Raw genomic sequence first — 10,290 nt, forward strand, 5'->3', positions numbered from 1 at the left:
GTTCGCTCACGACGACCTGATCGCCGTCGATTTATTCAGCGGTTTCGGCGGCCTCACCCAAGGCATCGAACGCGCCGGGTTCACCACGATCATGGCGGCCATTCACTGGTCGACAGGCATGTTGGACTCTACACTTTCGGCCCGATCCGCAACATTGGGGACATGCTGATGGTCACGCGCCGCCAGCACCAGTCCGCTCTGGCCATCGGCGACCTCCTGCGGCATACTGTTGGGCTGGCGGTTGGCCGGCGCAACCGGACTTACGGAGTGACCTATGCACCGCCACTTGGCCCTGCCCGGCGCCGACATCGCAATCGTCGATTGGTCAGCGAAGCTCTACGAGCGCACTCGTACTCGCGGCCACCAGATCGCCATGCCCATCGGGTTAGGCCACCGACTCTTGTTGACCACTCGGGGCCGCTCCTACCGCGAACTCGTCGGCGCTCCAAAGGATCTGGACAACACAGACTGGATCATCGACGAGTTCGACCACAACTTCAACGCGCTCGCCATAGCCAGCTTGCGCTACCACCTGGACTTCTCGGTCTGCGACAACTCGGACCGGCGCGAGGTGTACGAGGACCTGATCGCGCGACTGGCCGAACCGCCCCCTGACTTCGCCGACACACCGGAGGAAGAGGTGATTGCCAGCCCGCCCCGGGAACACTTGAAGGAGTGGTTCAACCGTGAACGCAGCCCGGAGTACCTGGCCCTCAGTGTGCGCTACCGCCAGCGTGAGGCCGACTATCAATCTCGGATCCAGCAGGCCCGCCACAACTTCGTCGACATCATGCCCCAGCTGTGGTCGTGAGGCACCTCGCCGGTTCCGCTGAGGTCCCGACCATGACCTCGCGCGTCTGGGCCATCGTCAGCATGTGGGTAACAGCTGGGGGGCGTGCGAGAACACCAGGAGTTCGTCGAGCTGCGCGTCGCGATCATCGACACAGCCCGGAGTGCTGAAGTCGACCCCGACGGCACCCCCACCACCCGGCCAGCCGCCGGTGCACTCCAGGTGACTCCCAAATTCACAGTCAACGAGTTCACCGCAAGGAGCGCTGGCTCCGACATTCTTGATTAGACGACTCCCGAATCGGCGGTCAAAGTCAGGCCCGAAATACCCGGCACGCGACTGGCGGCGGTGTTTGATGTCCTCAACGCCCGGAATGAACTGTGAGGACGTATGCCAGCGCAATGGATCGTCGATGCGACGTCAGCGCTCGGTGATGCCTGCAAGAGAAAGTTGGCCGGCCCAGGAGAAGCCGAGGCCGCGATCCGAGCCCCCATTGAAGAACTGTTTGCCGCCGCCGGCCAGAATCTGTCCCTGACAGTCGTCCCTCACGACGAGGTCAGAGACACCGACCGCGGCGTCCGCCCGGACTACGCGATCCGCGTCGACGGCGCGATCACCGGCTACCTAGAGGTCAAGAAACCGGGAGCCAACCTGGATCCCGAATCGTTCACCGGCCACAACAAGCGCCAATGGGAACGCCAACGCGACTTTCCCAACTTGATATACACCAACGGAACCGAATGGCGGCTCTTCCACCACGGCGAGCCCGTCGGGAACCCCGTGCACCTGGCCGGCGGCCCGCTGCGCACCGCGGGAACCAGACTTGCCTGTGGGGACGACTTCGAGGTTCTGCTGACGGATTTTCTGCGGTGGGATCCCGTCGACATCGCCGGCGTCGTCGCACTCGTTCGCGAAGTCGCACCGCTATGCCGGCTCCTGCGCGCGGAAGTCCTCGACCAGCTCGACCAAGAACGCCGCGCGATCGCCGCCGGCGCCAAGGAAGCCGATCAGCCGTTCCATGGCCTCGCCCGCGACTGGCGCGCCCTGTTGTTTCCCACTGCTACCGACGACGTCTTCGCCGACGGCTACGCCCAGGCCGTCACCTTCGCGTTGCTGCTGGCCCGCACTGAGAACATCGACCTGGCAGCCGCCGGCAGCTTGCACGAGGTCGGCACGAAGCTGGCCGCACAGCACTCCCTGATGTCACGGGCCCTGCAGCTGCTCACCGACTACGTTGCCGCAGACTTCCGGGTGACACTTGACTTGCTCGTGCGAGTGATCGGCGCCGTCGACTGGCCGAAAGTTCGTGCAGGGAACCGTGATACATATCTGCATCTCTACGAACGGTTCCTTGGCGAATACGACCCTGAGCTCCGTAAGCTCTCCGGCTCGTACTACACGCCACACCAGGTCATCGAGCAGATGGTCCGTCTAGCCGAAGATGTGCTCGTCCAACGCTTAGACCGGCCAGATGGGTTCGCCGACCCATCAGTGGTGGTCGCGGATCCGGCGATGGGAACCGGCGGGTATTTGACGCAGGTCATCGAGCACGTCGCCGAACGCGTCGAGGCCCGCGACGGTAAAGGCGCCGTCGCCGGTGCAGTGACCGACCTGGCGACCAGGCTCTACGGATTCGAACTGCAGATGGGACCGTTCGCCGTCGCAGAGCTGCGCGCCACCGACCTGCTCGCCGATATTGGTGCCAACTTGCCGGCTAAAGGGCTCGGTCTGTTCGTCACCGACACCCTCGACGACCCGTACGCCGAGCAGACCCAACTGGGCTCTGGACTGGAACTGATCAGCCGCTCCCGTAAACGCGCCGCCCGCGTCAAAGCCAAAACCAAAGTGACTGTGGTACTTGGCAATCCGCCTTATCGGGAAAGAGCCGAAGGCATGGGCGGCTGGGTGGAAAACGGCAGCGGCGCCGACCCCTGCAAACCCCTCGACGACTTCCGCGCGTCCGGTAACGGCCGCCACGAATTCAACCTGAAGAACCTCTACGTCTACTTCTGGCGTTGGGGCACATGGAAAGTCTTCGACGCCAACAAAGACCAACCGAACGGCGACACCGGAATCGTCTGCTACATCACCACATCGGGCTACCTGCGCGGCCCCGGATTCAAAGGGATGCGCGAATATCTGCGCCGCAACACCACCGAAGGCTGGATCATCGACGTCTCACCCGAAGGGCAACGCCCCGAGGTAGCCACCCGCATCTTCCCGGGCGTCCAACAACCCCTGGCGATCGCCATCTTCACCCGAACCCCGCACTGCGACCCGCAGACCCCCGCCCAGATTCACTACACCGCCGTGCACGGTCACCGCGCCGAAAAGTACGACGCCCTGGCCAAACTGAACCTCCTCACCACACAGTGGCACCCCACACGCACCGCATGGCAGGCCCCGTTCACCCCCGCCGCCGAATCCCAGTGGGACGACTATCCCGCACTCAACGACCTGCTGCCCTGGAGCAGCACCGGAGTCACCGCCAACCGCAACTGGCCCAGCTCACCCACCCCGGCAGTCCTCAAGCAGCGACTACGACGACTCATCTCAGAGTCGGACCCTGCCCGAAAAGCACTGCTATTCAAAGCAACACGCGACCGCACCCTCTCATCCACCACCACGCCCCTGGCATCGGACACCGAACAAAAGACCGACCGCCCATTCACCGCAGAAACCCTCAGCTACGCCACCACCGCACACATCGCCCGGTACGGTTCACGAGCATTCGACCGACAATGGATCATCGCCGACAGCCGCCTGCTCGACCAGGCCCGCCCACCCTTATGGGCAGCGCGCGGACCCAGGCAAGTATTCACGGTCGAACAGCACGCCGAACCGATCAGCGACGGCCCGGGAACCATCTTTTCCGCACTGATCCCTGACGCCCACCACTTCAACGGGCGCGGTGGCCGAACACTGCCACTACTGCACCCCGGCGGCCGCCCCAACATTGCAAAAGGGCTTCTCGGTGCGCTGTCCACGATCAGCCGCCGCGAACTCACCGCCGACGACCTGATCGGCTACATCGCCGGCGTCACCGCCCACCCCGGCTTCACCGAACAATTCGCCGCTGAACTGGAAACCCCAGGGATCCGTGTACCGATCACCAACGACCCCGAACTGTTCCAACACGCCATCGACCTCGGCCACCACGTCATCTGGCTGCACACCTACGCCGAACGGTTCACCACCATCCACGGCAACGACGTCCGATACCCCGCAGGGGACCCGCACCGCATCACCAACCTGACCGCTGTCAACACCATGCCGACCGCAATGACCTACGACCCCGCCACCGCAACCATCCACCTCGGCGGCGGCTCATTCGGCCCTGTCCCGCAACCGGTTTGGGACTACACCGTCGGTGGCCGCGAAGTCGTCAAATCCTGGTTCAACTACCGCAAGACCAACCCGACCGGCCGCCGCACCAGCCCCCTGGACGACATCAACGCCACCACATGGCCAACCGAGTGGAACGGCGAACTCATCGACCTACTGTCGGTGCTCAGCCGCCTCGTCGAACTGGAGCCCGCACAGGACGACCTACTCGACGCCATCCTCGCTAAACCGGTCGCCAGCCAGACCGACCTCACCACCGCCGGAGTGACCTGGCCCGGCCCCAGCGCTAACGACCCCCAGCGCCGCCCCAACTATGCGGCAGCAGGCGAGGACCAAAAGGCCGAGAGCATGGATGGGCAGCTCGGCTTCACGTTCGGAGGCGGCTAAGCAGGACCCTAGACGAGCTGCCCGTTCTCGACGAAGAAGGCCAACTGCCGAGTCCCGACCAAGTTATTCACAGGGTTATCCACAGGCCGCGGGTGAATGTCGGTGCGCCGTCATACAGTTGGTGCGGGCAGCTCAGAACGAACTGCCGCCAGAGACGCCAAGGCCCTGCCGACGCGGACTCCGACAGGGCCTTGGCGTGTATTTGGCAATACCGGCACAGCCTAGAGGGTGGGTGATCCCCCGGCAGGGGGTTCGGCCGCATTTCGGGGTCGATGCGGCCTGGTCGCGGCAACGCACCAGGAGAATGACCCTTGTCCGAACTACCGCTACCGCGCCGATCGGTCCGTGACTTCTGCAAGCATCACGGACTCTCTCGCGCCCAATACCTCGACCTCCGCGCAAAGGCCAAGGTCATCCCGAAGTCTTACGACTCGATGTTGTTAGAGAAGGATCAACGCGCACTAATGCGCGAGATAGGCGCTGAGAAGCACAGCGATCAGCTGATGCGCAAGATTCGGGAGCGCCCGAGGGTTACTACACGATTTGTGCCGCGGACGGCGAAGCCTCCCGTCGATTACGAGGTGCAGATCGCCCGAATGGCGGACTCACTGAGCAAGTGGAGGGCACCGTTGACCGAGCTGGCCAAAGGTCACAACTCCGTTAACGGAAGGGGACGATGCCGGCGCTGTCATGAGGAAGCGCCGTGCACGACGAAGAAGACCCTGACCGAACTCGACAACGAGTTCGTGGAGCGGATGGCCGTGGCCGACTCAGGCCAGTTCGAAAGTGTTGATGCAAAACAACGTCTCGACCAGCTACGCGATGCCCGGGACCGGTGGCGGCGGGCGCTCACGCGACTAACGATCGAGCACATGCTCGAAGATGCGAAGGGACGCTGCACCGTCTGCGCTGTCCGGGGGCCGTGCGACGTCAAGAAAGCGGTGACGCGGGTCAACAAAGGCATAGCCCGCGAGATCGAAAAGTTCGCGACGATGGACGAAGGCCAGCTGGAAGTGGCGCTCGGGAACCGCCGACAGATCACCCGCAGCTGGGACGACGAGGACGACTACCGGGATGCCGCGGACGCCGGCACCTCATAGAGTGGCCCAGGTGTCGCAGCGCTGGGTAACCGCATCGGTTCTGCAGATAAGTGTTCAGCCCCAGTATTATTGGTGCTGAAGAGACGTGTTGATCAAGGTTCCTAACCGACTACCGGATAGCTAGCCCAGCAGCGTGCGGGCGAAACGCGTGACGTCATACCTACAGCATCAACGAGCCCTTCGAAAACATAACGAAGCTCGGCTTGGGCGGCCGTTGCTAGCTCCGTGCAGGCCCACAGCGACACCTCCATCCTGCTGCGCTTGCATCAAGTACGGAGGCGGACGACATTGTTCTGGTCGCGCTCGATGGACAGTTCGGTGATCACGGCGGAGAGCGTTCGTATGCGTTGGCGGAGTTGGGTGTTTTCGGCGATCAGCTCGTTGATGCGTTGGTGTGCTTGTGTGAGCTCGTGGCTGGTCGCGATGATGAGCCGCGGTGAAATAGCTTGTTGTGCAAGTTGTTTGAAGCTGGCGATGAGGTCGGGGTACTGCTCGTAGAGTCGTGTGCGTTGGACTCCGGACTCTTTGGCGAGTTCGACGACGGTGTGGTGGCCCGTGGCGCGTACTGGGTTGCCGGAGATGAGGCGGTCGATCGCTTCCTCGACCTGCTTTCGTTCGATGTCGTTGTCTGCCAACATCCATACCTCTCTGATCAGTCCGATTCGCTGGTGGCTGCGTGGTTATCGATGGCCAGTTGCAGCCGTTGGCACCGTTGCTTCAGTCGGGTGCGTAGCGGTGCTGGTAGCAGCGGGTCTGCGGCCCGTTCGCTGAGGGTGGTGACGGTTTTGTGCACGGCGGTGATATCGCGATCGGTGTAGGTGATGTTGCCGCACGACAGCCGGCACCTCGCCCAGTCCGGGCCGGTCTCATCGCCGCGGTCCCGACAGGCGGCGGTCTCTTGCCGGTAGACGCAGGTGAGGAGGGCACCGTGGTGGATATCTAACGCCGGGTTTGTCCCTATTCTGCGCAGTTGGGCTGCGCTGGTGATCGTCGTGCCGGCGAATTGGGGTCGGCTGTCGAGGCGGGTGCGGTAGTTGTCGGACGCTGGTCCGGAGACATGTTCGCCGTTGCGTAAGCGTTCCGCGTCGTCGTGGAGTTGCTCGGCGCGCAGCAGTAGTGCTTCGAAGTTGAGATCGCCGGTGAATCCCGCATCGGCTAGCCCGGCGTAGCCCTGCATGATTTGGGTGCGTACGTGTCCGTATTGAGTTGCCCCGGCGATGATTCCGTTGGGTCGGTGCACGATATGCCAAGCAAGCGTCCGCCGTAGTCGCGGAGCGGTGATGTCGCCGTCGGGATCGGCCGGGATGGCGGGATGGCCTGTGGCAGGGGCGATTTCCTCGTTGAACCAGATGATGAATTCGCGCAGATCAACATTGATTTTGCCTGGAGTTCGTGGCTTGGTGGAAGCGGACTCGTACCAGTTGCCGGAGCGTATTTTGCCGCCGGGAAACAGCAGTTCGCCGGGAGTGATCGCTTCCAGGACGGCTACGGCGTCGGCTACTTCGTTGGTCACCACCCAGGGGATGGTTGCGGGGGAACGCTTGCGGCGTTCTGCGGTGGTCTTGAGCTGCTCGCCTGACATGAAGATCAGGCCGAGGCGCTTATCGCGGGTGATGCAATCGCGGCGCAGATTGAGCGCCTCGCCCGTACGCACCCCTGATAGGTATGCGATGACGAGAAAGCAGGCGGTGACGACGTGGTGGATGACTGGCAGAAGTTCTGAAACATCGAGTGGACGGTTGCGCCATCGGCCGTTCAGCGCGGTGAATCGTCTGACGATGAGCCAGTCGCGCTTGAAGGGAAGTCCACTGTTCGCCAATCGATTCCGTACATCTGAGTTGAGTATCGTGTCGCGGTCTACCCACGCGGCGACGCTGAAACCGACGGCGTCGGGTACGAGCCCCTCAGCGGTATGGACCGCGGGGACCGGCAGGTTGTTGTCGATCATCGCAGGGATCAACCGATCGATCTGGTCCAATAGTGTGGGCCATCGGTAGAACTCACGTGCCAGTAGCCGGCGCTCGTCAGATGCAACGGACTGTGCGATCCTGCGGATTGTCAACAGGCGATTAGTGACGGTAGCGATATCTTTCGCTATCGCCGACACCGTGAACAGCGCCGCCGATAGCAGCGGTTCCATCACATCGGCGTCGATTCGGGGTGTGCGATTGATGACTCCGGGTCCTGGATCGTCGACGAGTCGGGCGGCGGTGGTGGGCCCGAAAGGTTGCGGCGAAGGCAGCCGGCAGTCCTCGGGCAGGTGGTTGCGGTAGGCGTGCAGCCGCTGCACCGCCAGGAGCGCGCGCCGTCGCCACGCGGTTGTCTTGGTGAGTTCCTGCACATGCTGGCGGTACTTGTCGAGGTGATCAGAGGTGACATCGGCAAAGCACGTGATGTCGCGCTCATCGAGCCACCGCAGAAATTCCCGCAAAAAGGGAAGGTCAGCAATGATCGTCTTGACCTCTGGGTATGGGCTGCGTGCGAATGGCAGACGAGGCGCGTCGTCGATCACGTTGAGCAGGGCAAAGACGTACAGTTTTACGCTCGGTCGTAGTCGTTCGGGGTAGGTGCTCCAGCGAATCGTCAACGTTGGGGCATGACGATCAGGGATGCCAGGGTCAAGGTTCCACGTCGTATCGCCGAAAACGGACAACGTGTCGCGATCTGTCTCGGGTCGCAATGAACGGGATTGCAGTACAACACTATTGGGTGTCACTGCGATAACGGCGATGACCGCGGCCGCATCTGGCGCTAACGGAGCTGTCATGGCGTGTCGAAGTCTCCTCGCAGCAGGTGATCAACACGCAGCCGATCATGGTCGGTGGTTTCTGCACGTGCCTTGTTGATCTGCGCCGGGGTGTAGAACGTGAAGATGTCATCGAGCTGGGCCAGGGGACCCGCATAACGGCGAATCCAGTTTTCAGCCGGGAGTTCGGCTTGCTGGTCACGAATCCGGTCAGCGACCAGCAGCTGGGCCGGCAGATGGCGAGGAAAAGCGCGGGCGTTCACGCAATCCAGACAGGTCAAGAATGCCTGCCGGCACGGGCGATCGTTGTCGAAAGGGGAATGCTCGAAGTCGCTGCACTCTCCCAACACGGTGTCGTTCGACGACGGTGCGGCCTCGGCCTCGGAGGGCTCCGGTTTGACGGTGATCTGGCGGCGGGCCAACGCCTTGGTGACCTGGTCGTTGAGCGCTTCGTGGACGACACCGTAGCCCTCTTCACGGACTTTCTTCATGCGCCGCAAATAGTGGTGGTGCATCGAGCGCGATTGCCCGATGGGCACGCGGGACATCTCGATCCGCGTTTTTCGCAGCCGGTCGAGACTGATCGTCGATAGCGTCTCGTCGATGGCGGTATCCCCGGTCAGCCACGGCGCGACCCAGTCGGGAATGCGGCCCATCGAATTAGGTAACCCCGCGCGAAACGGTGCCATATTTCTATTCTTTTTGCCGGTGTAGTGCTTGCCGGTGAAGAAGGCGAACGCCGTGTCGGTGTTGAGTTGCTTGCGGGTCAGCTCAGTGAGCTCGAGCACGGTGAGATACACCCCGACGGGCGTCGCCAACGATGGCTTTATCCCGTCCAGGGAGCTCGACGTTAGTGGCAGCGTCACCTTCGCATTGGCTCCGCGGCGTGGCTTGTTGGTTTCCACGAGCGCGACAGCGGCTTCATCGTCTCCGGTTGCACGAAGGTGGCGCGCTGGCAACGTGTTCAGCACCGACGCGTTAAAACCGGTGAGCGCGGCCAACAGCACCGCCAGCGCCCACGCCTCCGTTGTCGTCAGGTGAATGAGCGCCATCAATCCTGGTCGGCCCCGCCCGATGCCCTGTGCCAGCCGGCGCGCCTCGGTGCTCGGTGCGCCGGTGACTTTTGATCGCGGCAGATCGCCTGTGCGTTCGCAGTGATCTAACGCCACCGCCAACTTTCGCTTCGGGTCGTCATCAAGGAGGGCGTCAAGACGGCCCGCGCGCAGATCCGCGATCAACCCGCGATGTTTGCGGATTCGATTCTGGGCCTGCCGCACAATTTCGCGCATGACGGAACAGATGCGTTCAAGCTCTGCGTCGGTGTATGGTTCCCGCGCGCTATCCGGCCGTGGAATGCGGTGGCGCGCAAGCTCATACACCACATCCTCTGGGACTTCAGGGCAGTAGCGCAATAGGCTGCGCATCACGCCTAGCTGGCGGCTGTTCGGTTCAGCTAGGGCCAGCATGCGAGCATCCGCTGCAGTGAGATCGGCCAACGTCGTAAGTTTAGGCCGCGTCGTGGCAATCCATCGCGTAATGATCGCAACCGTCGGCGGGATGTTCTTCGCCGTCCCAAGACGCTTCCAGGTGCCCATCGGCCCGATAGCAATTTCAGCGGCGACCGCCAGCTCTAGTTGAATGCTCTGGGGCACAGGATATTTCGAGAAATCGACAGACAGCTTTTGACTGCCGTCCTCGCTAACAAACAGCAGCGTCGTCCCGTCACGCCGCGACTCGGGTTTCCACGACGCGGACGGCAGTGCCGCGCTACGCCCCCGCCGGGCACTCACGGCCCGGTTACCGACAATACGCGAGGTTCATTGGCACTGAGGACCCCGATCAGTCGTTCCAGGGCCGCCCGGTCATCGGAATCCATAACAGCCACGAGTTGGTCGACCTGCAAACTTTGGAATGGCTCTAAG

At 62.7% G+C, this 10,290-nt stretch carries 7 protein-coding genes; 4 read left to right on the forward strand and 3 right to left on the reverse strand.

What is annotated here, in order from left to right:
• The first annotated feature begins 274 nt into the window (after positions 1-274).
• The 4 genes from AC2VON_RS07555 to AC2VON_RS07570 all read left to right on the forward strand — a co-directional run bounded on the left by AC2VON_RS07555 (position 275) and on the right by AC2VON_RS07570 (position 5,622).
• Positions 275-811 carry a hypothetical protein gene (locus AC2VON_RS07555; RefSeq protein WP_486952390.1) on the forward strand — a complete coding sequence of 179 codons (537 nt, stop codon included), beginning with the start codon at positions 275-277 and terminating at the stop codon, positions 809-811.
• A gap of 84 nt (positions 812-895) precedes the next feature.
• Positions 896-1,078: a hypothetical protein gene (locus AC2VON_RS07560; RefSeq protein ID WP_486952391.1), complete on the forward strand. Its 183-nt coding sequence runs from the start codon at positions 896-898 to the stop codon at positions 1,076-1,078.
• Positions 1,079-1,180: 102 nt separating this feature from the next.
• Positions 1,181-4,522, forward strand: a complete 3,342-nt coding sequence (locus tag AC2VON_RS07565) for a type ISP restriction/modification enzyme (RefSeq protein WP_486952392.1) — start codon at positions 1,181-1,183, stop codon at positions 4,520-4,522.
• Between the two features lie 545 nt (positions 4,523-5,067).
• The gene (locus tag AC2VON_RS07570; protein WP_486952393.1) at positions 5,068-5,622 is read left to right on the forward strand and encodes a hypothetical protein; all 555 of its coding nucleotides are present in this window, start codon (positions 5,068-5,070) and stop codon (positions 5,620-5,622) included.
• Positions 5,623-5,888: 266 nt separating this feature from the next.
• Here AC2VON_RS07570 and AC2VON_RS07575 read toward each other — a convergent pair whose 3' ends face one another.
• The 3 genes from AC2VON_RS07575 to AC2VON_RS07585 all read right to left on the reverse strand — a co-directional run bounded on the left by AC2VON_RS07575 (position 5,889) and on the right by AC2VON_RS07585 (position 10,158).
• Positions 5,889-6,260: a hypothetical protein gene (locus tag AC2VON_RS07575; RefSeq protein ID WP_486952394.1), complete on the reverse strand. Its 372-nt coding sequence runs from the start codon at positions 6,258-6,260 to the stop codon at positions 5,889-5,891.
• Between the two features lie 14 nt (positions 6,261-6,274).
• Entirely contained in the window at positions 6,275-8,209 is a 1,935-nt protein-coding gene (locus tag AC2VON_RS07580) for a site-specific integrase (RefSeq protein WP_486952395.1), read from the reverse strand.
• Positions 8,210-8,385: 176 nt separating this feature from the next.
• A complete protein-coding gene (locus AC2VON_RS07585) occupies positions 8,386-10,158 on the reverse strand; it encodes a hypothetical protein (RefSeq protein WP_486952396.1) in 1,773 nt (590 codons plus the stop codon).
• Between the last annotated feature and the right edge of the window lie 132 nt (positions 10,159-10,290).

This window comes from Mycobacterium sp. TH-M82, assembly GCF_057473605.1.